The sequence below is a fragment of the Vibrio echinoideorum genome (assembly GCF_024347455.1).
Lineage (GTDB): Bacteria > Pseudomonadota > Gammaproteobacteria > Enterobacterales > Vibrionaceae > Vibrio > Vibrio echinoideorum.
The window spans coordinates 2,612,735-2,638,850 of the sequence record NZ_AP025483.1; the positions used below are offsets into that span (position 1 = coordinate 2,612,735).

29 protein-coding genes are annotated in these 26,116 nt (G+C 43.6%); 10 read left to right on the plus strand and 19 right to left on the minus strand.

All coding sequences use genetic code 11. From position 1 onward, the window contains the following. Positions 1-592: 592 nt before the first annotated feature. The 14 genes from OCV36_RS11750 to OCV36_RS11815 form a co-directional block, all read right to left on the minus strand. Positions 593-1,729 (minus strand): flagellin, encoded by a 1,137-nt coding sequence (locus OCV36_RS11750; protein WP_017073288.1) that lies wholly within the window; start codon positions 1,727-1,729, stop codon positions 593-595. Between the two features lie 420 nt (positions 1,730-2,149). Further along, positions 2,150-3,340, minus strand: coding sequence for a flagellar hook-associated protein FlgL (flgL, locus tag OCV36_RS11755; protein WP_017073287.1), 1,191 nt, complete (start codon positions 3,338-3,340; stop codon positions 2,150-2,152). Positions 3,341-3,349: 9 nt separating this feature from the next. After that, positions 3,350-5,230, minus strand: coding sequence for a flagellar hook-associated protein FlgK (flgK, locus tag OCV36_RS11760; protein WP_135455382.1), 1,881 nt, complete (start codon positions 5,228-5,230; stop codon positions 3,350-3,352). 222 nt (positions 5,231-5,452) lie between these two features. Continuing rightward, positions 5,453-6,409, minus strand: a complete 957-nt coding sequence (gene flgJ, locus OCV36_RS11765; RefSeq protein WP_135455384.1) for a flagellar assembly peptidoglycan hydrolase FlgJ — start codon at positions 6,407-6,409, stop codon at positions 5,453-5,455. Positions 6,410-6,419: 10 nt separating this feature from the next. Continuing rightward, complete coding sequence (locus OCV36_RS11770) at positions 6,420-7,511, minus strand: flagellar basal body P-ring protein FlgI (RefSeq protein ID WP_017073284.1); 1,092 nt, start codon at positions 7,509-7,511, stop codon at positions 6,420-6,422. A 93-nt stretch (positions 7,512-7,604) separates the two neighbouring features. Then, complete coding sequence (flgH, locus tag OCV36_RS11775; protein WP_017073283.1) at positions 7,605-8,381, minus strand: flagellar basal body L-ring protein FlgH; 777 nt, start codon at positions 8,379-8,381, stop codon at positions 7,605-7,607. A gap of 87 nt (positions 8,382-8,468) precedes the next feature. After that, positions 8,469-9,257 carry a flagellar basal-body rod protein FlgG gene (gene flgG, locus OCV36_RS11780; protein WP_017073282.1) on the minus strand — a complete coding sequence of 263 codons (789 nt, stop codon included), beginning with the start codon at positions 9,255-9,257 and terminating at the stop codon, positions 8,469-8,471. A 21-nt stretch (positions 9,258-9,278) separates the two neighbouring features. Next, the gene (locus OCV36_RS11785) at positions 9,279-10,028 is read right to left on the minus strand and encodes a flagellar basal body rod protein FlgF (protein ID WP_017073281.1); all 750 of its coding nucleotides are present in this window, start codon (positions 10,026-10,028) and stop codon (positions 9,279-9,281) included. Positions 10,029-10,297: 269 nt separating this feature from the next. Continuing rightward, complete coding sequence (gene flgE / locus OCV36_RS11790; protein WP_102550776.1) at positions 10,298-11,602, minus strand: flagellar hook protein FlgE; 1,305 nt, start codon at positions 11,600-11,602, stop codon at positions 10,298-10,300. A 49-nt stretch (positions 11,603-11,651) separates the two neighbouring features. Further along, a complete protein-coding gene (gene flgD, locus OCV36_RS11795) occupies positions 11,652-12,365 on the minus strand; it encodes a flagellar hook assembly protein FlgD (RefSeq protein WP_017073279.1) in 714 nt (237 codons plus the stop codon). 17 nt (positions 12,366-12,382) lie between these two features. Next, positions 12,383-12,796: a flagellar basal body rod protein FlgC gene (gene flgC / locus OCV36_RS11800; protein ID WP_004736176.1), complete on the minus strand. Its 414-nt coding sequence runs from the start codon at positions 12,794-12,796 to the stop codon at positions 12,383-12,385. 4 nt (positions 12,797-12,800) lie between these two features. Then, positions 12,801-13,196: a flagellar basal body rod protein FlgB gene (flgB, locus tag OCV36_RS11805; RefSeq protein WP_004736175.1), complete on the minus strand. Its 396-nt coding sequence runs from the start codon at positions 13,194-13,196 to the stop codon at positions 12,801-12,803. Between the two features lie 255 nt (positions 13,197-13,451). Continuing rightward, a complete protein-coding gene (locus OCV36_RS11810; protein WP_017073278.1) occupies positions 13,452-14,279 on the minus strand; it encodes a protein-glutamate O-methyltransferase in 828 nt (275 codons plus the stop codon). 11 nt (positions 14,280-14,290) lie between these two features. Next, positions 14,291-15,217 (minus strand): chemotaxis protein CheV, encoded by a 927-nt coding sequence (locus tag OCV36_RS11815; protein WP_017073277.1) that lies wholly within the window; start codon positions 15,215-15,217, stop codon positions 14,291-14,293. A gap of 77 nt (positions 15,218-15,294) precedes the next feature. On the opposite strand from OCV36_RS11815, the gene flgA reads away from it, so the two are divergent. From flgA to OCV36_RS11830, 3 genes are all read left to right on the plus strand, one after another. Further along, positions 15,295-16,041, plus strand: a complete 747-nt coding sequence (flgA, locus tag OCV36_RS11820) for a flagellar basal body P-ring formation chaperone FlgA (RefSeq protein WP_135455386.1) — start codon at positions 15,295-15,297, stop codon at positions 16,039-16,041. 176 nt (positions 16,042-16,217) lie between these two features. Beyond that, complete coding sequence (gene flgM / locus OCV36_RS11825) at positions 16,218-16,535, plus strand: flagellar biosynthesis anti-sigma factor FlgM (protein ID WP_032497647.1); 318 nt, start codon at positions 16,218-16,220, stop codon at positions 16,533-16,535. 66 nt (positions 16,536-16,601) lie between these two features. Then, entirely contained in the window at positions 16,602-17,027 is a 426-nt protein-coding gene (locus tag OCV36_RS11830; protein WP_017073275.1) for a flagella synthesis protein FlgN, read from the plus strand. 330 nt (positions 17,028-17,357) lie between these two features. On the opposite strand, the gene flgP is transcribed toward OCV36_RS11830, so the two are convergent. Both flgP and OCV36_RS11840 read right to left on the minus strand, forming a co-directional pair. Next, a complete protein-coding gene (gene flgP, locus OCV36_RS11835) occupies positions 17,358-17,789 on the minus strand; it encodes a flagellar assembly lipoprotein FlgP (protein WP_135455388.1) in 432 nt (143 codons plus the stop codon). A 9-nt stretch (positions 17,790-17,798) separates the two neighbouring features. Further along, on the minus strand, positions 17,799-18,434 hold the full coding sequence (locus OCV36_RS11840; RefSeq protein WP_017075191.1) for a FlgO family outer membrane protein: 636 nt from the start codon (positions 18,432-18,434) through the stop codon (positions 17,799-17,801). A gap of 192 nt (positions 18,435-18,626) precedes the next feature. Between OCV36_RS11840 and OCV36_RS11845 the strand changes: the two genes are divergently transcribed. Together OCV36_RS11845 and OCV36_RS11850 are read left to right on the plus strand one after the other, a co-directional pair. Further along, positions 18,627-19,760 (plus strand): flagellar assembly protein FlgT, encoded by a 1,134-nt coding sequence (locus OCV36_RS11845; RefSeq protein ID WP_017075190.1) that lies wholly within the window; start codon positions 18,627-18,629, stop codon positions 19,758-19,760. A gap of 139 nt (positions 19,761-19,899) precedes the next feature. Then, positions 19,900-20,406, plus strand: coding sequence for a hypothetical protein (locus OCV36_RS11850; protein ID WP_017075189.1), 507 nt, complete (start codon positions 19,900-19,902; stop codon positions 20,404-20,406). Between the two features lie 169 nt (positions 20,407-20,575). Here OCV36_RS11850 and OCV36_RS11855 read toward each other — a convergent pair whose 3' ends face one another. Genes OCV36_RS11855 through OCV36_RS11865 form a run of 3 tightly spaced genes read right to left on the minus strand, consistent with a single transcriptional unit; the run spans position 20,576 to position 23,334 of the window. Then, a complete protein-coding gene (locus OCV36_RS11855) occupies positions 20,576-21,817 on the minus strand; it encodes an NAD(P)/FAD-dependent oxidoreductase (RefSeq protein WP_135455390.1) in 1,242 nt (413 codons plus the stop codon). A gap of 25 nt (positions 21,818-21,842) precedes the next feature. Then, complete coding sequence (locus OCV36_RS11860) at positions 21,843-22,916, minus strand: methyltransferase (protein WP_135455391.1); 1,074 nt, start codon at positions 22,914-22,916, stop codon at positions 21,843-21,845. A gap of 28 nt (positions 22,917-22,944) precedes the next feature. Further along, complete coding sequence (locus OCV36_RS11865) at positions 22,945-23,334, minus strand: hypothetical protein (protein WP_017076619.1); 390 nt, start codon at positions 23,332-23,334, stop codon at positions 22,945-22,947. A gap of 93 nt (positions 23,335-23,427) precedes the next feature. Between OCV36_RS11865 and OCV36_RS11870 the strand changes: the two genes are divergently transcribed. The 5 genes from OCV36_RS11870 (at position 23,428) to OCV36_RS11890 (ending at position 26,113) form a co-directional block, all read left to right on the plus strand. Continuing rightward, positions 23,428-24,156, plus strand: a complete 729-nt coding sequence (locus OCV36_RS11870; RefSeq protein ID WP_135455577.1) for a beta-ketoacyl synthase chain length factor — start codon at positions 23,428-23,430, stop codon at positions 24,154-24,156. After that, positions 24,153-24,923, plus strand: coding sequence for a lysophospholipid acyltransferase family protein (locus OCV36_RS11875; protein WP_135455393.1), 771 nt, complete (start codon positions 24,153-24,155; stop codon positions 24,921-24,923). The genes OCV36_RS11870 and OCV36_RS11875 overlap by 4 nt, the downstream gene beginning before the upstream one ends. 104 nt (positions 24,924-25,027) lie before the next feature. Then, positions 25,028-25,288: a phosphopantetheine-binding protein gene (locus tag OCV36_RS11880; protein WP_102445120.1), complete on the plus strand. Its 261-nt coding sequence runs from the start codon at positions 25,028-25,030 to the stop codon at positions 25,286-25,288. Between the two features lie 10 nt (positions 25,289-25,298). Further along, positions 25,299-25,556, plus strand: a complete 258-nt coding sequence (locus tag OCV36_RS11885) for an acyl carrier protein (protein WP_004739745.1) — start codon at positions 25,299-25,301, stop codon at positions 25,554-25,556. Beyond that, positions 25,556-26,113 (plus strand): COG4648 family protein, encoded by a 558-nt coding sequence (locus tag OCV36_RS11890; RefSeq protein WP_135455395.1) that lies wholly within the window; start codon positions 25,556-25,558, stop codon positions 26,111-26,113. The genes OCV36_RS11885 and OCV36_RS11890 overlap by 1 nt, the downstream gene beginning before the upstream one ends. Positions 26,114-26,116 lie beyond the last annotated feature (3 nt).

Consider the following 26,116-nt stretch of genomic DNA (forward strand, 5'->3'; position numbering starts at 1 on the left):
TACATTTAATAACGGCTCAAAATCCCGAAGCTTTAGAAAAACTTTTAAAAAACCACAAAAAAAATATTAATTATCTATTTATCAGACACTTAATTTTCGTCTTTTTCTGAAACCGTGACCATTTCCAACGGAGAAAAGACCTCAATCTGTTTAAAAAACACTCTAAATGACTTATTAGTTAGCGAACGTATAGAAATGATCAATCACGAAACATTTCGTATTAGCGAAGATTTGATGTTCTAAGACGGGTTATTTATAGCGAAGCAGACTCGTTAAATAGAAGCTTTAGGCATTAACAAAGACAAAGCTAGAGGCTAGATGGGGGAACAGAAAGACAGAATAATAAAAAGGTAGATAACAGAAAGGAAAAAGCCCCTTTTCCTTTGAGAGAACCGGGGCTAGTTGGCGCGTCAGAGCCTGTGTGGAGATCATCGAGAAATGAACACATTTCCGACTTGCCGTTGCATTCTTACTGTAAAAATGGATAGCAGGTGAGAGATGAGAGAGCTAAACACTCAATAGTAAGTATGCTTGCCAGTTTCCCTTACTGCATGGCTCACGTCTGAACACGAGCAGCAAGTTCAACCAATAACTATTGCAATAGTGTCATTGCAGAGTTAGGCAACTGTTTTGCTTGAGCAAGTATCGAAGTACCTGCTTGTTGCAGAATTTGTGATTTGGTCATTTGCGTCGTCTCTTTCGCAAAGTCCGTATCTTTGATTCGGCTGTTTGAAGCGTCTACGTTCTCTTGAACGTTTGCCAAGTTATTAATACTGTGGCTTAGACGGTTCTGTTTAGCACCCAAATCAGCACGCTGTGAATCTACATACTTCATTGCAGAATCAATCACGCTGATTGCGTTTTGTGAACCTGCAACGCTGGTTAGGCTAATATCTTGAACCGATGTTGCACGGCCTTCACTCTTAATACCTAGCTCAGATGCTAGGCCACCAGAGATCGACATTGCACCCTCAAGGTCAGGTTCAGCAACGAATAGTTGGATGCGACCATCATCGGTAACCGATGCGTTAACAAGATCAGATTGACCATTAATGTAAGTAGCAAGCTCTTCGATATCATCACCGGCTTTGGTATTGATATCTAAAACGATGTCTTCACCTGCTTTGGTTTTGAATTCAAACTTAAGGTCGCTCGCGGTTGGCGGCACTTCCCAGCTTTTATCTTTACCGTTTTCAGAATCGAACGTAGTACCGCCCATACGGAAATCATCAGCACGAACACTAGTGAGTCCCATAATCATCGCTTCACCAGAGCTAGAACCTATCTGGAAAGATGCTTCACCAAATGAACCATTCAACAGACGACGGCCACCAAACGAGGTTGTTTCCGCGATACGGTTTAGCTCATCTTGAAGTGCCGAAGACTCTTCATCAAGCGCTGTACGCTCCGCTGCCGAGTTAGTACCGTTTGATGACTGAATAGCTAGATCACGCATACGTTGTAGTACGTTTGTTGATTCGTTCATCGCGCCTTCAGCGGTTTGAGCAATAGAAATACCATCATTGGCATTACGCATTGCGACATCAAGACCACGAGATTGCGCCGTTAAGCGGTTCGAGATTTGCAGACCAGCTGCGTCGTCTTTTGCGCTATTGATTTTATGACCTGATGACAAACGCTCCATAGAGGTCGCTAAGTCATTAGATGCTTTATTCAGGTAACGCTGTGCTGTCATAGCAGATACGTTAGTGCTTACATTGATAGCCATTTTGCTCTCCTTATGAGTTCGCAAAGTTTCTGCGAAGCGGCCAGCTTTACTCTCATATGGATAAGCACTGACCGTGTATTACTCGTTAAACCTCATTCAAGGTTTAAGAACTGTATAAATCATTTATGACAAACACAGATACAAGTTATATGCCAAGTTTAATTATCCATTAATTATTTTTATAAGACATAAAAATCAATAAGTTATAATTAATCATAGCGCGATATTGTATTACTACTACGGAATCATGAACTAAGCTCATTCATGAGTTGCCGCTTTTTGCCGCTCATATCAAACACACTGTGTTCTGTATAATAATCCGGCAAACTTTAAAGTGATTCGCACGTATGGCATAGCACATAAGGCAAAGAATCTACTTCAATGGTGAGTGTTAATTCACCACTAAATACCGATTGATCATTAAATATAGTTGAACAAGGTTAGGTCTTTAGTTTTACCAAACGCTTGTTGAGAAGCTTGCAATGCTCGAGAGTTTTCATTGAATTCAATGATGGCCTTCGAATAATCCAAATCTTCAAAGTTGCTTTTTGCTTTCGCTAAAGACAACTTAAAATCTTCATGTTGTTGCTCTTGAATATCCAGTGTACTTAAACGCGCACCAACATCGGTTCTCGCTTTGGTCAAATGGATAAACGCGGCATGGAACTCTTCAGTTACTTGGTGCAATTTCGCTGTTGCTGATGCGTCCGACACCGGGTTTTCAGCCTGCTCAGCCGCTTCTTTAAAGGTGTCAAAAATCGAGAAGGTTTCTCGAGGTTCCAAAGTAATTGAATCTCCCCTGGTTATTTGACCTTTAATTTGGATATTGAGCCCTTCAAATTGTATGCCTGTCGAAGGATCAAAATCTTCAGCGGCGACTACGGCACCGTCTTTTTCTAGCTGATAAGCAAACGTTCCTGTCTGCATATCAACAAACGTCACTTTATACTTCGATGAATCTTCAGCCGAGTTCGTCGCTCGTTCCAAAAGTAGTTCAGAAGCGGGTTCAAGCTCATACTGAGGTTCGTAATCACCGAACGGGTTATCTATTTCCATAAATAACTTACTGCCCGGATCATTCATCGCCATCTCGAAGCTACTCGCGACACGCATCTTGCGTTGATAGTCATCACCTTGGTAGCTGACGTTACCTTCATTATCTCTAAAGAAGGGTTGATTCTTCGGCTTCGTACCAGCAAAGGTGTAATTGCCTGATTCATCTTGTGAATTCGACAGATGCAAAAAGTTATTCGAGAGTTCTTGAATTTCACGCTGTTTAGCCAAGCGATCTTCTGGAGAAAGTGCACCGTTGATCATTTCCATCACAGTTCGCTTCGCTTCATCAGCGAATCCTTCCGAGTTAGCGATCATAACTTCATGATGCTCTAAACGGTTTCGAACTAACGTAATCGCATCTACGTACTGTTTGAGCTGCTCTGACTGCTGACCAATGTTCTGCAAATAGTGCGTCGCTAATGGGTCATCACTTGGCGACTGCAATTTCTTGCCCGAGGCCAATTGCGCTTGGTTGTGATGTATCTTGTTCTCTTGACGGCGTAAGTCATTCTGAACAGATTGGTAATTATGGAAGCTCGAAATACGATTCAACATTTATACTTCCTACCTCAGAGCCAAAATAGTATTAAACGTATCATTAGCCGCTTGCATGATGCGTGAAGAAGCCATGTACGCTTGCTGAAATTTCATCATATTTGCCGCTTCTTCATCGAGGTTAACCCCCGACACTGAAGCAATACGTTCCTGAGCGGATTCCTTTTCTAAGGTGGCAATGTCGCTTAAGCGAATTGCCGTCGACGTTTTCAGGCCCGTGTTAGTATTCAAGTTATGATAGAGATCCAAGATCGTAGACTCACCATCATTCAATACCTTTCCTGTCTGGAGGTTTTGTAATTTACGTAAGTTTCCATTGTCGCCTTCTGAAGGGACAAGGTTTGCCGTAAATTTATCGTTTGCCACAGCGCCAGAGGTCAACTCGAAAGTCGTGCCATTAATCGTAACCGACCCTTCAGGTGGGTACGGCTGAGGCTGCATTAAAATATTGCCTTTCGGGTCAGTCACGGCAAACTGTTCACCTTTTGGTGACACAATCACTTCAAATTCACGCAGTTGACCGGCGGCTAAGATCTTAAATCCAGCGCTGCCTTTAGCAAACGTGGTTGATGCCTCATAACTTTGCGCCGCAATATCTTTGGGATCTTTGGTTTCCATCTGCATTTGAGCAGCGAAATTACGCGTTGGGCGCAACAAAAGCTTCTCACCCAATTCTGGGGGATTTCGAACTTCAACTCGCATGCCATCTAAATAAAAGGCATTGCCACTTGAATTGGTGCTGACCTTTACGGTTTCACCATCGGGCTTAGTCACGACATAGTCACTTCCGTCATACTTAAGACCATATTCTCCGCCTTTTAAGGCAGACATATCATCAATATAAACGGCAACATCAGCCTTTGATTGACTGCCAGCTGTAACACGAGATTTAGCAACTAGCTCAGAGTTCACATCAGTAAAGAGGTTTTGACCAACGTTACCATTGAGATCTAACCCTTGTGATTGGAGTGAATTCACTTTCTCCGAGAAAGCCGTCGCCAAACGTCCAAGCTCATCCATGATGTCAGGAATGTGTTCGTCTCGCATATCAAGCATGGCACCGATCTTCCCATCGATATCATTACTGGTGATCGCCTTCAGAGACTTGCCTTCAACAATTGCAAGTCGACGCTGATGTGTATCAGGTAAACCATCAACTAACTTCAATTGACTCGCTTCACTACCAGAAACTAAGGTATGGCCATTACCAATATGGACGTTAAAACCTTCCGCGTTAGAGCGTGGTGTCACCGTCACTTTGGTATAACCGGATAGTTCATTAATCAGTTTTTCGTGCTGATCTCGCAAATCATTGTGAGGCCCTGGCGTTCTCATCATCAAGCGCTGGACGTCACGAATCTCAACCGCAAGTTGGTTGACACGTTCAATGCCGACTTCTAATTTTTTATTCGTAGAATCAGACTGTTGACGTACCGTTTCATGAAATTCATTTAGGGTTTTAGTCAAGAGCCCTGCTTTTTCTAGCACGACTTTACGAGCACCCACATCGTTCGGTGTATCGGCAAGTGTCTTAACTGAATCAAACCATTCATTGAGGTTTTCTGGAATCTTCTTTGAAGCGACCGATGACAACATGCTCGACAACATATCGAGGTTGGCTTCTGTATCGCCTTTATTAGCGGCATTGGTTGTCGATAAGTTAAGTTCTTTGACGGCAAACTGATCCCAAGAGCGGCGAACATTTTCCACATGCACACCCATACCATAGGATTGACCACCGTACTGACGTGGGTCATTCACACCTTGAATCACAGACTGACGGCTATAGCCCTCTGTGTTGGCGTTAGAAATGTTATGACCTGTGGTGTTTAGCTGTCTCTGAGCCGTAAGAACACTTTGTGCCCCTACATTCAGAAGATCCGACGCCATAATGCCCCCAAAAAACTTAACAAAATCAGAATGAACTGATTAACTACTACAGCATATTACCAAGATATTTAGCAATATATGTGCCAACAGGTAAGGCAGTGAGTTGAAAGAAAATATTTAGTAGGAAATGACAAGAGGAAGCTAGGGGACAACAAGAAAACGTCAAAGACTGGATAAGAAAAGAGCCTGCCAGTAGCAAGCTCTCTATGTAGATTAATGAAGCTAGTTCATCTCATCAATCTTGGCTTTAACTCGTAAAACCTTGTCTGCATAATTAGGGTCAGTGGCGTAACCAGCCTGATGAATGCCTTTGATGAAATTCTCTGAATTACCTTGATGCTGCAGAGCGGTATCGTACCTTGGGTTTTCGTTCAAGAACTTAACATAGTCGTTGAAGCTATCTTCGAAACTGGAGTAAGAACGGAATGAAGCCGACTCTTTAACGGCTGTTTTACCATGGAACTCTAAAGTCTGAGTTACAACCTTATCGCCCTTCCAGCTTCTGTCTGCTTTAATATTGAACAGGTTATTGCTGTTGCCCAAAGAGTTTTTAACCATTTTAGAACCCCAGCCTGTTTCAAGTGCTGCTTGTGCCAACAACAGCGATGAATCCACACCGAGTGCACTTGCCGCTTTTTCGGCATAAGGCTTCATCGACGTAACGAACGATTCAGGTGAATCAAATGAAGCGGGTTGTTTTGCTACTGACACGCCTGTTGTTGACAGAGCTGATGCTGACATGGCTGACGCAGATTGTACTTCAGAAGCTTTACCTTCTGAACGACCTGAGAACTGAGGCCTTTGCAATGAAGTATCAAACCCTTCACTACGAACTTTCTCTTCAGACTCATCACTGGCTTGGCCTGCACTCAATTGAGCGACAATCATATCCGCAAGCCCTAATGAACCAGAAGCGCTCAACTCACTCGCCATTTGGTCATCTTGCATTTGGCGATAGAACTGCTCGTTCTGACTATTCAACATATCCGACTTAAAGCTCGAGTTCGCACTTCGCATCGACTTAAACAACATCGACGTAAAAATAGATTCAAACTGTTTTGCAGCAGCAGTTAATGCTTCTTTCTCACTGCCTTCTTCACCATTTACGGCTTGTTGACGAAGACGGTCTAGGCTACCGATGTCGTGAATAAAGCCGATGTCATTGTTATTCTTAATCATGCTTTATGCCTTAAATAATGATCAACTGGCCTTCAATCGCACCCGCTTGTTTCAGTGCTTGAAGGATTGCCATTAAATCAGAAGGTGCAGCGCCCACTTCATTGACTGCGCGAACCAAATCATCGAGCGTTAAACCAGGTTCAAACTTGAACATCTTGCCATCGGCTTCTGTTATTTCGATATCAGAATCGGGAACCACCACCGTTTGACCACCAGAGAATGCATTCGGTTGGCTCACGTTTAGGTTTTCTTTGATTGCTACCGTCATGCCACCGTGCGTAACCGCAGCCGCTTTTAGGCGAACATGTTTACCAACAACAATAGTGCCTGTACGAGAGTTAACAATAATCTTTGCAGAACCTTCTGCTGGGTCAAATTCAATGTTTTCGATGGCAGACAAGAAAGCCACACGCTGGCTGATTTCTCGTGGTGCGCGTACTTTTACTGACGTTGCATCGACCGCAGAAGCCATTTGTGGACCAAGGAAATTATTAACCGCATCAGCCAAACGTTGCGCTGTGGTGAAATCAGATTGGATTAGGTTGAAAGTGATGTAGTCGCCACGACCAAAGGGGGTTGGGATTTCTTGCTCAACTGTCGCACCACTAGAGATGATGCCAACGTTAGGGTTATTACCGACAATCTTAGATCCGTCATTCCCTTGAGCACTAAAGCCACTCACAACCAAGTTACCTTGTGCCACAGCATACACTTGACCATCTAGACCTTTTAGGAAAGTCTGCAGCAAGGTACCACCACGCAGGCTTTTTGCTGCGCCGATAGAAGAAACCGTTACGTCAACTTCCTGACCTTGCTTTGAGAAGGCCGGCAGTTCAGCGGTAACAATTACCGCTGCGACGTTTTTAGTTTTTGGCTTAGTGCCGGGTGGCAATTGAATGCCAAAATTTTGCAGCATTGCGTTAAACGTTTGATCGGTAAAGGGAGTTGTCTCACCGGTGCCCGGCAAACCCGTAACCAAACCATAACCGACAAGTTGGTTACTACGAACACCCGCCACTTTTGCCACGTCTTTAATACGCGCAGCATGGGCACTGGTAGCAAGAAATAGCATGCCGAATAGTACGAGTGTCAGTTTTTTCATTGAGTAACCTGTCTGTATTGCTTTAATTTATAATGAGTTAGCTTGAAATTAGATAATTCTAGGAGTGTCAGTTTGTCGACACTGTCTCAAGCTCTACAAAGATACATTAAAGAATCGTGCCAAGAATCCAGGCTCTTGCATATCTTTCTGAACGCCAGTACCTGAGTACTGAATTCGCGCGTTAGAAACTCGGTTCGAAGCAATGGTGTTTTCGAAGTCAATGTCGTCCGGGCGAATCGTGCCACTTAGGCGGATGTACTCATCACCGGTATTCAATGTCATCCATTTCTCACCACGAACCACTAAGTTGCCATTGGCTAATACTTCGATGACTTCAACGGTAATATAACCGCTGATGCTGTTACTTTGGTTGGCTGACGCATCACCGGCAAAGGTGTTGGTGTTACTCAGATCATAAGAGAAGTTGTACTTGTCGATAGTGAGCTCTTGACCACCGACTGCCAATGGCTCCATAGAAGCATCATTCGACTTAGACATGTCTGCGTTGGCTTTTTTGGTCGCTCGAGTATTCTCGTCTAACGCCACAGTAATGATGTCACCAATGCCACGAGGCTTTGAATCGTCATACATGCTGCCAATATGGCTCACATTGAACAAAGAGCCTGTTGCCGCTGCGTAGTGTTCTGGTTTTTGCTTTGGATTGATTGGCGCCCATGCAGGATCACCAGCAATTGGGTCTGTTCTACCACGAAGCGTATCGATAATGCCTGAGCTCTCTTGAGCCGACTTATCACCTTCCACCGCATCAACCACTGTGGTCGCGTTTTCTTGTGCCGGAGTTTCAATCGGATCCAGTACAGTACAACCCGTCATTGAGGCTAACAAAGCTAGGCAAAAAATACGTTTCATGGCGATATACTCTCAGTAGGCAATGGTAAATAGATTAATTAGAAACAGATCTATTAATTATAAATAACTAAACGGCTAATAAACCAATTACAGCTGTTGGTTAACAAAGCTCATCATCTTGTCTACCGACGAGATAACTTTCGAGTTCATTTCGTATACACGCTGAGCTTCAATCATGTTAACCAGCTCTTCGGTTACGTTTACGTTTGATGTTTCTAGCATCGACTGACGGATATTACCTAAGCCATCAAAGCCCGGCACACCCTCTTGTGGATCACCACTTGCGCCTGTTGGCAAGTAAAGGTTTTGACCGACTGGCTCTAAGCCACCTGGGTTTACAAAGTCTGTAATTGTAATTTGGCCGACTACCACGTTGTTTTGTTCACCACGTAGACGAACCGATACTTCACCGTCGTTACCTACCGTCACAGAGATAGCATCCTCAGGGATAACGATTTCTGGTTGCAGCGCATAACCTTGGCCTGAGGTTACGATTGCGCCGTCACCGTTCAGCGTAAACTGACCATTTCGGCTGTAACCTGTTTCACCATCTGGCATTTCAACTTGGAAGAAACCATCGCCTTCGATCATCATATCTAAGCTGTTTGTAGTGGTTTGAGCATTACCATGAGTATGCACTTTTTGAGTGGCGACGACTTTTGAACCGGCACCCAGCATCAAACCGCTCGGTAACTCAGTATTCTGAGAAGATTGGCCACCCGGTTGGTTAATGTTCTGATAGAACAAATCTTCAAATACCGCACGACTCTTTTTGAAACCAATGGTTGAGGCGTTGGCAAGGTTGTTTGAAATTGTTGAGATATTGGTTTGTTGGGCATCTAAGCCTGTTTTACTTACCCATAATGCTGGATGCATAGCAAATTCCTTTAAATTCTATTAGCTCATACGAAGCAGTGAATCAGACGACTTGTCCATTTCCTCTGCCGTGCTCATCATCTTGACCTGCATTTCAAACTGACGTTGTAAGTCAATTAGGCTGGTCATTTCACCAACAGCATTTACGTTGCTGCCTTCGATGGCACCTTTTAGCAACGTTACCGCTGCATCTGCTTCGTATGCCTGATCTGGGTTTTTCGAACGGAATAAACCATTCGTGTCTTTAAATAAGCTTTGGTTATCTGGACGCACAAGCTTGATACGGTCGACAATCGCTAATTCTTCAGCTGGAGCGCCTTGAGGAATCACCGAAATTGTACCGTCTGTGCCGATTTCGACTTTACTGATAGGAATAGGGAGTGTGATGGGGGCGTCGTTCTCGCCTAACACCAAATGACCGCTTGCGTTTGTTAGCAAACCGTTTTGGTCAACCTTTAGGTTACCGTTACGCGTTAGTCCTTCACGGCCAGTATTGTCCATTACCGAAATCCAACCATCACCTTGAACGGTAACATCGAGATCTCGACCAGTGGTGACCACACTACCTTGTGCGAAATTATGACCCGGACGTTCTGTCATGCTGAAAACACGAGTAGGCATGCCTTCACCGTACGCTTGCATTGAACGTGCTTGTGCTAAATCAGCACGGAAACCCGTTGTACTTACGTTGGCAAGGTTGTTAGCACGTAGCTGCAAAGCTTGCATATTTTGCTTAGCGCCACTCATGGCAAGAAACAGTGCGCGATCCATAATTTTGCTCCAAAAATCATCTTCTGGGGCTAATAAAGCAAACACTGTGCCAATATTTTTAACTGTTATTTATCAATAATTTAAATAGAAAACAAACAGGAAAGGTGATCATCAAAGGATCATTGAGGAAGAATTGTTGCCAGTGGCATTACCGTGCGGCAATAGGGGCGGCAAATAGAAAAGCAAACAGCCATATCAAATTCACCAACAATACCCAATTCAATAACATTGAATTGGGTATTCGCAGATGATTCAAACGCTCGAAACGATTAACGAATCTGAAGAATATTCTGTTGTAGTTGGTTGTGTACTTCTAGAGAACGCGAGTTCGCTTGGAAGTTACGTTGAGCAGAAATCAAATCAACCAGTTCTTGAGTCATATCGATGTTCGACTGCTCTAACGAGCCGTTGTTGATACTACCAAATGAACCTTTGTTCGATTCACCCCAGATCTTAGAACCTGAGTCATTAGTAGAATCCCACTGAGTGCCGCCTTTCTTATCTAGGCCTTGCTCATTGGGTACACGAACCAAGCCTACACGGCCAAGCATCACGTTTTCACCATTTGAGTAAGTACCTAAAACACTGCCGTACTCATCGAAATCGATTTTGGTTAAGAAACCTGTTGTCGCGCCATCTTCATCAAACTTAGTCAGTTCAAATGGAGCGGCAAACTGAGTTGATGAATCTAGACCAAACTTCAGCACTTGCGTTGGATCAGCACCGTTCAAATCGATTGGGTTAGGGCCTGCACCTAATGCTTCAGAGTTAATTGGCTGACCATTGTTAAGGCTCGCCAACGTACCGTCATTATTGAACTTCATTGTGTGGCCAACATGACCTTGTGCATTCGTCGCATCACCACCAGTAATGTTTACCGGCTTTTCGCCGTTCTCATCTGACATGGTGTAATACGTCTGCCAAGTGTTTGGTTGCGTCTGATCTTTGAGGTAGTAAGTCGTTAACTTGTAAGACTGACCCATAGAATCGTATACCGTCGAAGACGTTGCACGGTTATAGGTATCAGAATCTTCGAAGTTAAATGCAGCCGGGTCTTTAAGATCACCGTTTGCAGGAAGGTTAACCCCTACTTCAATGTTTTCTGTCTGTTTTGGCTTACCAAATTCAGCAGGAATGTCGAGAGGCTTTGGTGCGTAAGAAAGAACTTCACCCGAGTTAGGATCAACATCATAACCTAACAGAAACTCATCATTAGCCGTAACCATGTAGTTGTCTTTGTTTAGGTGAAATGCACCGTTACGCGTTAGTTCGTTGATCTCTGGCACCATACGATCTTTCGATACTGCAAAGAAACCTGTACCACTGACACGTAAGTCCATTGGGTTGTTCGTGTAAATACTTGAACCTTCATGGAACTGTTGCGCGACTTGGGCAGCTTGTGCACCACCACCAGCAGTCGTTTTTGCGTTAGTGAACAACGAGCTTGAGTAAACATCACCGAACTCTGCACGCGACTCTTTAAAGCCAAATGTGTTTGCGTTCGCAATGTTGTTACTGGTTGTATTCAGGTCTAATTGTGCAGCGGATAGACCGCTTAAAGCTACATATGACATTCCAATATTCTCCTAATCTATCTAGCTAGCATAATCACTCTATAAAGCGCTACGCCTTACCAACTTCTAGTACTTCAGCAAGTCGTACTGGCGATGTGAAACCAGCCAGATTGAGTAGTACGTTGCCATCACCCTTACCAAGAAGCACACTGTTCACGTTCGCATAACTTGAAACTTGGAACTCTGTGTTCTCACCATCCAATAAACCTGACGCTTTCACGTTGTATTTACCGGCCGGCAATGGGTTACCGTCTTCGTCTTTTCCGTCCCATTCAACACGTGTATCACCTGATGGTTTAGAGCCGATATCAAAAGTGCGAACCAATTGTCCAACTTCGTTCTCAACACGGACCATTACATTTTCCATGGCTTGAGGAAGTTTAACCATTGACGCCATACCGCCATCACCGGGTTTTACACCTGCCGCACCAGGTACCAATACATCACGGCCAACCAAAGAAGAGGCTTGTAATGCTTGGTTAGAAGTCATTGATGAATTCAAGCTTTCAAACTGTGTATTCATTTTGCCAATGCCATCTACGGTCGCAAATGAAGCCATTTGCGCAATCATCTGGTCATTGCTAACCGGCTTGAAAGGGTCTTGTTGGGCTAATTGCTTAGTCAACAAAGATAAGAAGTCTTCTTGTTTAAGATCCTGCTTACCTGTTGTTTCGTCGGGCTTCTTAGTACCATCTTGAAGACTCTTCAGCTGGTCAACATAGGACAAGCCGCTTTGACCAACATTGTTGTTGATTCCAGCCATGTGCTACCTCCTTATCCTTATTGACCCATCTGCAGCGTACGCAGCAGCATTTGTTTACTCGAGTCAGCAACCTGTACGTTTGTTTGGTACGCACGTGATGCCGAAATCATGTTTGCCATTTCTTCCATAACGTTCACGTTAGGCTTGTAGATATAGCCTTCGTTGTTCGCTAATGGGTGATCCGGGTTGTACTCCGCGCTCAGCGGCTTATCGCTTTCCACAATACCTAATACTTTCACAGGCACAGTGTGACCACTGTTGCGTGCTTTATTTAACTCAGCGCCGAACACTGCGTGACGAGCCTTGTAAGTTTCTTCAGCAGAACTACTTACACTGTCCGCGTTCGCAAGGTTGCTCGAGGTCGTATTTAGACGAACAGATTCAGCACTCATCGCAGAACCAGTCACATTGAATACATTGAATAAACTCATCTAATTATTCCCCTTTAATCGCTTTAGTTAAATTCTTGAACTTACTTCCTAAGAAGTCGAGAGAGGCTTGATGCCTAATTTGGTTTTGCATGAAAAGGTTTCTTTCCAAATCCAAATCAACCGTGTTGCCATCTCCTGTATCAGGTTGGGTAGGAATTCGATACTTCGTTTCCCCGTTCACCGTTGTTGAGGCAGAAATGTGCCGACCATCTGTACGGCTAAGACCAATGCTTGCCCCAGAACTTGCCGCTTGCAGTGATTTCTTAAAGTCTAGTCCTTTTGCTTTATACCCAGGCGTGTTTGCTTGCGCGATATTGGTGGAAAGCACCTCAGCGTTACGCTCACGTACACCAACTGTGTGTTGGTGAATGCCTAAAGCATTGTCAAAAGAAATAGCCATGTAAACCTCAACTCAAGAACTGACTGTTATGAAGTAACCAAAGCAATATGTATACCAACTTTAAAAAACAAGCGGAGCACAAATACTTTTACAGGTTACTCATGGGTAAACTTGCAATATACAAGCCAAAAAATAGAGTAAATTGGAATGTCACTCTGACTTAAAGATATAGGTTAAGCAGGAAAAAGAAAACCCAGCACTTGGCTGGGTTTTAAAATTAGACAATAGCGTTGCACCTTATATTGGTGTTAGCAATTACTTTAATTTGTAGATAATGCCAGGGTTGCAGCGAACCATCTCAAAACGATCCGTTAAGCCGGTTAACGATTCAGATGCACCCAACAAAAGGTAACCACCAGGATTGAGGCTATTTGCCATCTGGTTAAGTACTTTTGATTTCATGTCAGGCGAGAAGTAAATCAGCACGTTACGACAAAAAATGATGTCGAACTTACCTAACAATGCATAGCTATCCATCAGGTTTTGTGGACGGAAGTTCACCATGCGCTTTACGTTGTCTTTTACTTTCATGCGACCATCGCCCGCATCTTCAAAGAAAGTACGACGGCGCTCAGGAGAAAGTCCACGTCCCAACGCAAGGTTGTCATATGCCCCAGTGCGGCACATGTCTAGCATGCTTGCTGAGATGTCAGTTGCAGTAATCGATACATTTGGCAGCATACCCGGCTTACGAGCTTGAGTTTCAAGAATCGTCATTGCCATTGAATACGCTTCTTGGCCTGAAGAGCTTGCCGCAGACCAAATCTTAATAGGACGTTTATTTGCCGCTACTTCCGGTAGAAGCTTATCCGCAAGCACTGCAAACGGGTAAGTATCTCGGAACCAAAGTGTCTCGTTCGTCGTCATAGCATCCACTGCTGCCACTCTCAACTCACGATTTCGACCTGTTACTACATCTCTCAACAAATCAGATAACGAAGCTAACTTAAACTTCGTTACTAATGGGCTTAGACGGCTGCGCACTAAATACTGTTTGCTGTCACCTAATACAATGCCACATTGAGATTCTAAGAAACGGCTGAAATCGCGATACTCTTGATCACTTATTGTTATAGCAGTCATTAATGTCTCTTTTAGTTAGTTAACGCAGTTTTAACCGCTGCACCAAGTTCATCAGGGTTGAATTTAGCGATGAAGGAGTTAGCCCCCACGCGCTCAACCATGGCTTGGTTAAATACACCACTCAATGATGAGTGTAAAATTACGTATAAATCTTTAAGTTCTGCGTGACGACGAATCTCAGCAGTCAGCGTGTATCCGTCCATTTCTGGCATTTCGATATCAGAGATCACTAATGAAATTTGATCGTAAATACTGCCCTCTGATGCCATCTGCACCAGTTTCTCGTAGGCTTCTTTACCATCTTTCACAGAAATAACCTCAAAACCGATAGATTCAATAGCACGTTGAACTTGCTTACGAGCAACGGTTGAGTCATCAGCAATCAAGATACGACGAACCAGTTCTTTCTCTTGTTCGACTTCTGCGATTTCTTCAGCGATTCTGCTGTCCATTGTTTCATCAACAGGCGAAATCTCAGCCAGAATTTTTTCAACATCCAGAATTTCAACTAATTCGTTATCGATGTTGGTTACCGCAGTCAAGTAGTTCGCTCTACCTGCACCATCCGGCGGCGGAAGAATCGATTCCCAGTGCATATTAATAATGCGCTCAACTGAACTTACCAAGAAACCTTGAATGGTTCGGTTAAACTCAGAGATAACCACAAAACACTTTTCAACATCCGTTGTAGGACGGCCACCAATCGCTAAACTCAAATCGATCACAGAGATCGTTTGGCCACGAATGTGTGCTACACCTTTAACTAGTGGGTTCAAGTTTGGCATCTTTGTCAGCTTAGGGCATTGAAGCACTTCTTTTACTTTAAAGACATTAATGCCGTAACGCTGACGCCCCATTAGGCGAAAGGTTAGTAATTCTAATCGGTTTTGACCGACGAGTTGCGTACGCTGATTCACTGAATCAAGAATACCCGTCATGAGCTCATCTCCATATCAAACTTTTTTGGATAAAAAGTGTTAGTCTACTGCAGGCTACGAACTACTAGAGAAACAGAATGACGCATCATAAAGAGAATCTGCCTCCTTTTTCCATAGCAATGTGTAGAGCTACTTTTAAAACTGTCGCTAAGTTTATCGGCATTTTATCAATATTGTTTAGTTTTTTTATACAAGCTGCGACTCCAGAACAAATTGAAATGATTAAGTCTGCCGCGGAGCAACACATCCTTGATACGGTTGAACAACCACAAGGTGGCGAACTCATTGTAAATTCAGCAAATATTGACTCAAGAATCAAAGCGACAGACTGCCCCGTCTCTCTTGAGACAAGCGCCTCTACAACCACCAATACCCGCAGTAGCATTACGGTTTTAGTGCAATGCATTGATGATGAATGGCGAGTTTATGTGCCTGTACGCTTATCAATGTCAGTGCCACTCGTTACCACCACACGCTCCATCGCAAGAGGCGAAATCGTCGGCCAATACGATGTCACCACCGACATGATTTCTCTTAACAAATTTCGTCGTCAAGGTTTCACCAACCCACAACAAGTCATTGGCGCCAAGGTAAAGAAAAACCTCAGGCCGGGTGATGTCGTCGAAAGAGGCGATATCTGTGTCGTGTGCCGAAACGAGAAGGTTATCATACAAGCAGTTAAAGGTGGCATGACCATTACCACCAAAGGTACTGCTCTCACCGATGGATCTATGGGCGATCAAGTAAGAGTGAAAAATGATAAATCACAGCGTATAATTGAAGGGATAGTTACCAGCATGTCTGAAGTCACGGTGTACTTTTAACGCTTCACTTTAGATTGACGGTACTGCTAATTATTTTTTCTCAACTCTAGAGCAAAATATTACCGCAGCGTCGTTTTGTTCCTTTTCGACTATTGAGCTAAAAATTGCTAAAGTAATCGAATCCTTGGTCGATATTGACTGTACAGGTTCCCATTTTTGAAAAAAAAGGCTTAACTATGGCAGGCATTGATAATATTCGTTCAGGGCAAACCCTAACGACCACTAACCGATCATCGGTACGCTCTGATTCTAGCTCTGAGGCATCACGCTCTGATGTGTCAACTAAATCACCAGCAAGCAAAGACGCGGTTTCACTGAGCCAACAAGGCAAAGCAATTGGTCAACTTCATCAAGATATGGCGGCACAACCAAGTTTTGACTCTGTAAAAGTTGCGGCGATCAAAGAAGCGATTGCGAACGGTTCATATACTGTTGATCCAGAAAAACTGGCTGACAACATGATCAAGTTCGAAGATGAATTAAAAGGCCTTTAAGTAAATACTAACTTTTCATTGAAGTTATTGTCTTAAAGTACATGAGGTTATTAATAGGTTTACATTATGGCGGCACTAGCAGATTTAGTTAATTTTCAACTTCAAAATGCCAAAGCCTTATCTGAATTATTGAATTCAGAGAAAACCGCTATTACGAGCCGACAATCAAATGATATTGAGCGAATTGCCAAAGAGAAAGTTGTCTTAGTCGAACAACTAAGAACAACCGATCAACGAATCGAAGCGCATAGTAATATCTCTGAACTGACCGAGAATCCTGATCTAGCTCAGTTAGTTAAAACCATCAAATCTATTGTGTACGATTGCCATCAAGCGAACCTGGTAAATGGTGAAGCCTTGAATCGAGCACACCTCAGCTTTAAAAAACTCAGCAATATGATGCAGCAAAGCCACGGAAAAATCGGCATGACCTACAATGCCGGTGGTCAAACGCATACGATTTCTACGCTTGGCACCAACGTGAAAGCCTAATCAAGCCACCAGCCACTTCCCTTTCTCTATTCCCTTTCTCTATTCTCTATTCTCTATTCTCTATTCTCTATTCTCTAGCCAGTACAGTAATCCACCCCGTACCTTTCGCAACACCAATCCCTGCTTCCCTACTTCCCTACTTCCCTACTCAACTTATATTTCACACAAAACCTAGATTCCACAGCAAACCTGTAAATACAAAAAAGCGGCAAGTATTTTCATACTTGCCGCTTTTACATTCACAGGCGCTATTCATTGCCGCCCTGCCATCTGGAAAGCGAGGGCAACTTATACAACTCGTCGGTCATATAACTTAAATGGTCATAAAAACTAGAATAGCGTTTGTTGTCTCTTCTCTGGCACCGCTTGAACTTCACCATAACTGCGCAGTTGTTCCATCTTACGGATATCTAACTGAAGCTCAGTCACATAGCTATCACCAACAGGGTAACTGCGCACAACTTCTGCACCACGGATTACACCATCAACCGCACCAGAAGTTCGTTCGGTACCAAGGCGTTGGTCCTCAAGCTCTGCTCGACCACTTACTCTCATGCCATAAACTTGCTCAGCAAGCTCACGATACGCATCAATTTTGGAGGCTCTCATCGCTCGAATACGCCTCTCTTCGTCGTTACGACCTTTCTGCTCACTGATACTCGCGTAACCAACGGCAACTAAGTAGTCGTCCGGCCTCATGTTTTGTAAAGGTTGGCAGCCGATAAGCAATAAAGCGGCAACAACAAATATTAACTTCTTCATCACGAACTCCTAAGGGCGAAGAATAACAGTGTAAGGCTGAGTCATGGTTGGGTCAGAGCGAATAATGACACCATCTTGAGTTCGAATGCTGTTCAAAGTATCTAAGTCACGACCAATGCGATCCGCGGGCAAGAAACCTTGTGCGGAAGCAACCACGATGCGAGTTTGCATACCAACAACACGAGCATTCACTAGAACACCACCTTCTTGGCGAAGCATTGTTCCCGTCAACACGTATTGGACATCTTGCTCTTGAGCTAAGTCTTTCCAGTCGCGACTTAATGCAAAGTCACCCTGGTGAGTCACTTGGATAGAGCCTGTCGTTTTGAAATCAATAACCTTGAAACCGCGACGCTGAAACTGATGAATGAAGCCTTCTGATACCGAATTTCCTAACCAGTTTGTTGTATCCATATGCTGCAGGTCAACAAACGAGGTAATCGCAATCGGTGTTCTTGCTGAAATACTTGTATTCGAGACGATCAAATCTTCGGTCATGCTTTCCACGAAAAAATCCATGGTATGACGAGGGCTGTCCATCAACATAAACTGACTACCTGAATACTCAGATTTGCCGTTATAGATTGGCGAATAAGCGCATGATGTCAGTAACATGACACTCATTACTACGAGCCATTTTTTCATTCTCTTATCTCCAGATATATTTAGTGCTGCCTGTACCAATATGTTCTCACCATTATTCTTTTCAATGGATTACAATGTTGGAACAGTCCTTGCTTTTCATTAATGGTTCAGATTAAGAAAAACGCACTTAAGTCAGCTTCAAGCTTATAGTTATTTGTTAAGCAATATTTATACCCAACTGGTAACGAATAGATGAAAAAAATAATTTCTTACTTATTTTCAATAAGTTCACTGATAACAATAAGCTTCAGTGCTCATGCCTCTTGGTATGAAGTTACCGGTACAGCAGCGATCGTATCGTCAGAGGAAGCCGCAAGGATCCACGCCCTGGAAGACGCGGTATATAAAGCAGTACAGTTCTCAGGGGCTGATATTGGTAGCATCTCTAACCTCACGCCTTATCTGGATGCGAACAAAAAAGAGTTCCAGTTTACCAATCACGAAGTGCGCTACATCTTGGTAGATAAAGAGAAGACACGCGGTGGCAATATAATGATTACTGCAAGGGTTGATATCTACCCTTCGGCAAATGCTTGCCATGAAAGCCAATATAAGAAGACATTTTTGGTCGGCAACATTGACGTGACCTCCCCTCAACAAGCGGTGATGGGCAGAATCTACAACATCGGTGATGATTTCAGTCATGTCGTAGATCGACAGTTAGCTCAAGAATCTCGCAGCTTTGTTTCTGTTGGCACGACAAATTACGACATCGACAGGCGTCGACCTGAAGTCATCAAAATGATCGCACAAGACACGGGAGCACAGTACATTATCGGCGGTGATATCACCGATTTAACTGCGACCATTGAATCCAAGCTTCTAAAAGACGACATTATAAACCGCCAGTTTGCCTTAGAAATGCAAGTCTTCGATGGCAAAACAGGTCATCAGGTTTATAACCGTAGCTATCGTGAGGTGGCAAAATGGCCATTCGCTAAGACCAGTGAAGTCGATACACGTAGTGCGCGTTTCTGGGCATCTACCTACGGCAGCATGATGCTTCGCGTCAGCCGCAATATTATGTTGGACTTAGAATCTGAAGTGTCATGTAAGATCACCCTTCCAGAAGTTGCCGCTGTGTTTGGCAATACTGTGACCATTGATTTAGGTCGAATGCATGGCGTCCAACAAGGCGACAAACTGCAGCTGTGGCACACCGGCTCTTTTATCGATCAACAAGGTTTACCGCGTAATAAAGTCTCTCAAAGTGATATCACACTCACTGTTTCTCGCGTTTACGAAAACGAAGCTGAACTGACGATTGATCAACCAAGCCTTGCTGGAAGTATTCAAATTGGTGATGTAATGCAGAAAATCATGTAGTTAACGACACTCACGTTTCATACTTTCTAATATAGCCTTAGCACTTTTGTTAAGGCTTTATTTTTTTCACGATGATTAGTTTCGGTTTTGGCGTATTTGTCGTAACCTTATTAATAATATAATCATCACTTAGCAAACTATGAGCCTGAATAATCTAATTGGTGCTACCGGTTACCGCTTTATCTCGAAAGGTAAAACCGCTTTTAAAATCCACATTCATACTCCCGACGATACGGTACTGCATCGTTCTGTCGGCTTTGTTCGTATGGGTGAGGATAAAGCACTAAAGAAAACCATCAAATTAAGAGACGAACTGGGCAGACAGCTTTGGGGTAAGTTTTGGCCTAAAGTCCTCAAAGAGCCTTACCTTATGACGCGCTTACCGCATAGTTTGGAACCTAAGATTGTATTCAAGCCTAATCCAACCCAAAGCGATCCTGAACACCGTGACGAGTGCTACATCGCTAAGTGGCGTGTATTCTCAGACAACGGCGACTACAAATACAAAACCAAAGTGTGCTCAATCAGAAAGCACGGGCGACTTGCCGCTTATAGTCAAACTAAGAGAGCACTGCTTGATGCACATAAAGATGTGATTGATTTGCTTATGTTTATGGGACGACTCAACAGTATCGACTTGAAGTGATGCGAGATTCGCTCGATTTGGTTCATTCGTTAATTCGTTAATTCGTTAATGATTAAAGCTATCTACTCAAAATTGACCAGATATAAAAACAGCCGCTATTGCGGCTGTTTTTGTTTGTAAGCTAACCCTAATAGCGATTTAGAATGTTCTCACAGATTAAATAGACAACCTAGCTTCGGCATATCTCAGCAAGAGTCGCCAGTCGGCGCCGCGATTCTTTCACATAAGGATTGGTTTGATCCCATGCGTAGCCAGCCAAAATTGAGCACACCATTTGTTTAATCTTCGGGTTTGGAGCTTGATAGAAAATCACATCCTGCAAAGTACCTGAGTACCAGCCTTCAACATACGTTCTAAAGGTGTTTACGCCAACCATAAGCGGATCCGCATAATCACGGTCCCAATCAACCTTCTCACCATTGAGCTGCTTTTCCACGCACTCGACCGCAAACTGAGCCGACTTCATCGCAATCGTCACGCCTGATGAAAACACAGGATCAAGAAACTCACCGGCGTTCCCTAGCAAGGCATATTTATCGGTCGCCAAGTGCTTCACATTGGCAGAATAACCACCGATTTCACCCGCAGGGTTCGGGTACTCTGCATTTGCCAGTATCTCAGCCAAACCCGGCTCTTCGGTTACCAGTTGCTTAATCGCGGCAATCTTGTCTTCTGGGTATGATTCAAAGAACTTAGGCTCCCCGACAATACCAAACGAAGACACACCGTTACTAAACGGGATCAACCAATACCAAACATCAGGGTTGGTTGGATGCACGGAGATCAGGATTTTGTTACGGTCATACTCCAGGTCGGTCTCGACCTCTGAAATATGATCGTGAATGTGTGTGAAAATAGCTTTACGTGGTGGAAGTGATGACGGCTCTTCCAAGTTAAGCATTTTAGGAAGCACTCGACCAAAGCCACTACCATCTAGCACGTATTGCGCTTCTATTTGATAGCGCTCTCCATCCTGCACTTGTACGTCTAAGATAGAGCGATCTTCGGCGAAATTAATGTCCATCAACTCATGTTGGTAATCAATGTTGACGCCTTGCGCTTCAGCACTATCGGCTAACACCTTATCAAAGGTACCTCTTTGAACCTGAAACGTGGTTCCCGGCCCAGCAGAGAACTTATCTTCAAAATTAAACGCGGTGTACACACCATTTTTACGAAAGGCTGCACCATCTTTAAATTGGAAGTTAGCGTCAGCCACCGCTTCGCTCATCCCAGCTTGTTCAATCACTTCCATGCAAGCAGGTAGTAGGCTTTCACCAATCGAAAAGCGCGGGAAAAGGCTCTTTTCAATCACTCGAACATCGATGCCTTTTTTATGAAGCAAAGACGCGGCAATAGACCCTGATGGCCCAGCTCCGATGATCACTACTTGAGTTGACAGTTTTTTCATTAATTTAAGCCATGTTTGTTATTTTTTATTGCGCGCCAGCTTTCAGTTCAAGAAGCGTATGACCAAGGCCGATATCGTCGGTACGGGTCACCACTTCAAAGCCAGCTTCTTCAACGATCTCTAAGAAATCTTCACTGCGATAAAAACGGCTGTTGCCGTTGGCCAAGCAAGTGAAGTAAAGAGAAGTCGCGTTTAAGCTATAAGAAGCCGCATCGTATTTCTGTGCATCCCAAAACAGTTCAAGGATATAGACCGTCGCCTCTTCTGACATATGAGAGCGAACACGCTTTAATATGCTCAGAATTTCCATTGGCGAGAAGCAATCAAGGAACTGGCTCATCCACCACACATCCGCGCCTGTAGGCAACGCTTGTTGTTTGTCGAGCATGTTAGCTGGGAATGGCGTCACTCGGTCTTGATGGCCATGTTGTGTCGCGTTTGCCATTGCCATTTCTAGTTGCTGTGGCAAGTCGACAATTGTTATCTCAACATCTGAGTCGTGGTTGCAGCACTGCATTGCCCACTTACCCGTGTTACCGCCAATATCCACCAGCGATTTAGGTTTCTTGCTGAAGACTTTCTCAAGCAAAACAGGGAACGAACGGTCTGAATAGAAGTGATCAAACTTAAACCAACTCTCTTTTGCTTTTTCTGGCAATTGAGATAAACCTTGGTAAATGGTTTCCCAATCTCCCAGTTCTTTCAGGCCGGCAGGTGTGCCTTCTTCAATCGCTTCGGTTAGATGCATCATCGCGGCGTAACAAACATCGGCTGTGAAATCCATGTTTGCGCTGGTCATGCCATCGTGCAAAAGGTAGAAACCGAGGTTAGCCATTTTATAGTTAGGCTTTTCCCAAGTAACAATATGAGCGCTTAACGCCATATCAAGCAGAACTTTTACACCATACTCGGACACACCGGTTACCTCAGAGATAGTCTCTGCTGGTACGCCATCATTACCCGCGTCATCTAGGGCTTTTAAAATACCTAGGTCTCGAAGTGTGCGAGCGGTATGAAAAACAATGGGAGCGAAAGACAATTTTTGCGCTTCTGTTTTCGCTTCTAATGCGTTGAATGGATCTAATTTATATTCCGACACGAAAAACCTAACTTTAAATAATGGAGGGTTACTCAGCTGACATTTGTGCAAGCTTACGTTTAATATCAACGTTTAAGTTATTCACCCAACGGTTGTAATTACGGTGTATTTCACCATCGTCGTACTTCAAATTCTCTGATTCAACGTAAAGAATAGAGTAAAACTTGTCACTATAAGGAATTTCAACCACAGCATGATGTGAGCGCACATACAACTCAGCACGAATCAAGCCAGGCTTTATTTCTGAAACCAACCAACCTCGGTTCTTAGCTGATTCATAAATAGCTGATTTCACCTGTTTACTTTGAAGATTCAGTGCAACTGGAGTATCCTCAACATTCATTACTGGCTGTACACGTCCGCAGCCTGCAAGAACCAACATGAACAATATTGAAACGACTATTTTTAGTAATTTCATTTAAATTCCTTACCTGTGTTTATTTATAAGCGCGCATAGTATTTAGTTAGACCCAAAGCAAATCAATACTCTATGTCAAATCAATCCAAATTAATGTCGTTTAATATTGAGAAATGGTCTGCAAATGCGGCCGGTCTTAATTCTGATGCCGAATGGCAAACATGGAGCACTAATTTAGCTTGGCCAGATAATGGTACAACTGAATTTAAAGCCATCCCTCCAATGATGCGTCGTCGAATGAGCGTGCAAAGCAAGCTTGCGGTCCAAACCGCATTAACGCTATTAAAAGACACCTCAATTGATTACCTAGTGTTTGCCAGTCGACATGGTGAACTGCACCGAACGGCTACATTAATTCAATCGATATTAGAAGGTGATGACGCCTCGCCAATGGCGTTTTCCCAATCAGTGCACAATACCGCAGCAGGCCTAACAACAATTGCCGCAAAAGCACCGATTCCACTGACCTCAATAGCGGCCGGACAAGACACCTTCCATAATGCATTGATTGAGGCGTACCTTTATCTCCACCAGCATCCATCACACCGTGTTTTAGTCATTGATTTCGACCAACCTCTGCCAGATCTCTACCAAGAGTACGAGACACAAAACTACGCAGATTACGCGTTAGGCTTAATTCTCACAGCCGGCGATGACTACTCTATTTCGAGAACGATAGAAGCCAACCAATCATTTTCAGAGTTACCGCAAGGCCTACAAACGCTGCAACATATCCTTTTGGATACACAGCGTTGGATAATTACAGGTAAAAATCAAACTTGGTCTTGGACAAATAACGCCAAAACAGGAACTCAAGAATGAGTAAGGTCGATCAATATTGGCGAGTATTCGCGACAGGGCTTTGCTTCTCCATCTTTGGTCTAGGAGGCTTAGTTCTCAGCTTCTTGATCTTGCCGTCGATCGCACTCACCACATCTAACACCATTAAAAAAGAGCTTAAGGCTCAACGACTGATTCGTTTTTCATTCAATGCCTTTTGCCAAATCATGAAGTTTACAGGCGCAATTGATTACAGAATTGATGGCGCCGAATTGCTGCGCGAAGATCGCAACTGCATCATCGTAGCCAACCACCCGAGCTTGATTGACTATGTTTTGATCGCATCTCAATTGCCTCAGTGTGACTGCCTCGTTAAAGCGGCAATATGGGAAAACCCTTTTATGAAGAGGATCGTTAAAGCGGCAGGTTATATACCAAACCAAGCACCTGACGATCTTTTAGAACGCTGTGAAGAACGTTTCTCTCGTGGCAATGTACTACTGGTTTTTCCCGAAGGGACTCGCACAACACCAGGAATTGAACCATCATTACAACGTGGTGCGGCGCAAATTGCTACTCGAACACAAACCGATTTACGCGTGATTCATATTACGGTTTCTCCGACATTCTTAACGAAAGAGAAAAAATGGTATCAAGTTCCTGCGACGAAACCCTTTTTTCATATTGCGGTGAAAGGTAAAATAGAAGTCGCACCATTTATTGAGAATTCGAACAACTTAACTTCGGCAGCAAGACGCCTTAATCATCATCTTGCATATACTATTTTCCCTTCCGAAGAAAACATTTAGATAATCAATAAACAGCAGGCGATATCGGCATTTCGAAAATACATCGCATAATGTAGAATCGCCCCATTGAAGCAGCATTTAGATAAAGCATTAAGTAGGCCAAAGTGGAAACATTACACAACGAACTGAAACAACTAATCATCGACGCGTTAAACCTTGAAGATATGAGCATTGATGAAATTGAAACAGAAGCTCCACTATTTGGTGATGGACTTGGACTAGATTCTATCGATGCACTTGAGCTTGGTCTTGCTATCAAGAAAAAGTACAACATTATCATCGATGCCGACGATTCAAACACTCGCCAGCACTTTGCCTCGGTTGAAAACCTAGCGAATTACATCTCATCTCAAACGAACAACTAGACAGATCTTTATGACACAAGCTAACCAACAAGAAGTATACAACCAGGTTAAAGATGCGCTGATTGAGCTGTTTGAGCTTGATGCTGAAGATATCACTCCTGAAGCACACCTTTATCTCGATCTAGACCTAGACAGCATTGATGCTGTCGATTTGGTCGTTCATCTACAGAACGTAACAGGTAAGAAGATCAAACCTGAAGAGTTCAAAGCAGTACGCACCGTTAATGACGTTGTAGAGTCTGTGGTTGAACTTTTGAAGGACGCATAATGCGTCCTCTGCTGACTTTACTGTCGGCAATCATACTTTTCACTTATCCAATAGCGGTTTACTTTGGAATCAACAAGTTTGGTCTACAAACCGTTGGTATCGTCTTGGCCGTTATCTTTGCTGTCCGCATTTTCTCTGGCGGGCAGGCTAAAATAAAAGAGCTAAAACACTTAGCTTGGATCAGCGGAAGTGCCGGAATTGTTCTGCTAGCACTAGGATTAACCTTCAAGCAACATGGTTGGTTAACCTATTACCCCGTCATCGTTAATGTTTGTATGTTGGCTGTATTTACTTCAAGCCTATGGCAACCTCAAACGATTATCGAGCGCCTTGCTCGTCTCCAAGAACCTGAACTTCCGCAAAGTGGCGTTGATTACACGCGAAAAGTCACCAAGGTTTGGTGTCTGTTCTTCGTTATCAATGGCTCAATCGCGCTTTACACTTGCTTCCAACCACTTGAAATCTGGACCTTATACAATGGCCTACTCAGCTATTTGTTTGCCGGGTTACTCTTTGCGGGTGAGTGGGTAGTTAGACAACGCATTCGTCAGAGTTAAATT